1 protein-coding gene is annotated in these 1,210 nt (G+C 61.6%); it reads left to right on the forward strand.

Features of this window, described 5'->3' with window-relative positions; all coding sequences use genetic code 11:
* Positions 1-1,157, forward strand: a 1,157-nt coding sequence (locus A2I95_RS39965; protein WP_291737882.1) for a type II and III secretion system protein family protein, incomplete at its 5' end; no start/stop codon positions are given.
* Between the last annotated feature and the right edge of the window lie 53 nt (positions 1,158-1,210).

The raw sequence follows: 1,210 nt of genomic DNA on the forward strand, positions 1-1,210 counted from the left end.
CACCCGGCCTGACCACACTGACGCTGCTGGACGGCTCCGGCCGGCTGATCACCAATGTCGATGTGCGGGTGGCCGCGGATGTGACCGAGTTCAAGGAACGTCTGCGCCAGATCCTGCCCAATGAAAATATCGAAGTCCGCACCGCCAATGACGGCATCGTGCTGTCCGGCACCGTGTCCAGCGCAATACGGCTGCAGCGGGCGCTGGACCTGGCAGAGCGTTATGCACCGGAACGGGTCAGCAATCTGATGTCGGTCGGCGGTGTGCAGCAGGTCATGCTTAAAGTCCGCTTTGCCGAAATGCAGCGCTCGGTCTCAAAATCCCTCAGCGCCTCGCTGGGCTTTAACGGCGGCACCGGCAATGGCCGCACCGGCGGCATCAACACGCTGAACACATCCGGCGCGCTGGCCAATTCGCTGGCCGGCAACATCCCAGCCGCCAACGAAAACACCGGTGCCTTCCTGTTCGGCTTCAACGCAGGTTCTGTCCAGGTCAGCCTGCTGCTAGAAGCGCTGGAGCAAAAGGGCGTCGTCCGCACCCTGGCGGAACCCAACCTGTCCGCCCTGTCGGGACAGGAGGCAAAATTCCTCGCTGGCGGCGAGTACCCGGTACCGATTGCTCAAGAAGGCGGCGTCATTACTGTTGAATTCAAACCCTTCGGGATCGAGCTGAACTTCATCCCCAGGGTGATAGATGGCGATTTAATCAATCTTGAATTGAATGCCGCTGTGTCGGCCATCGACCCCTCCAATGCTCTGGAGCTGAGCGGCCTGACCATCGACGCCTTCACGCGCCGGGAAACTTCCACCACGGTGGAGATGCGCGATGGGGAAAGCTTTGCCATTGCCGGGCTGATCCGCGACGAATTCCTCGACAACTCTTCGCAGCTGCCCTGGCTGGGCGACGTGCCAGTGCTGGGCGCGCTGTTCCGCAGCGCCGACTACCAGCGCGAGCAGACCGAGCTGGTGATCATCGTCAGCGCGCATCTGGTGACCCCGACCCGCGGCGAGGCGCTGACACTGCCGACCGACCGGGTTGCACCGCCAAGCGAAAAGGATCTGTTCCTGTTCGGGCGCACCTCCCGTTCCAAAAACGGCCCGGCGGCCGAAGTCGCCAAGCAGGACTTCAATGGCTCTTACGGTTACGTGCTGGACTGATAGGGAGTGGCACAAATGATCAGAACCGCTGCAATTTTCGGCATTCTTCTGGC

The sequence above is a fragment of the Leisingera sp. F5 genome (assembly GCF_001593695.1).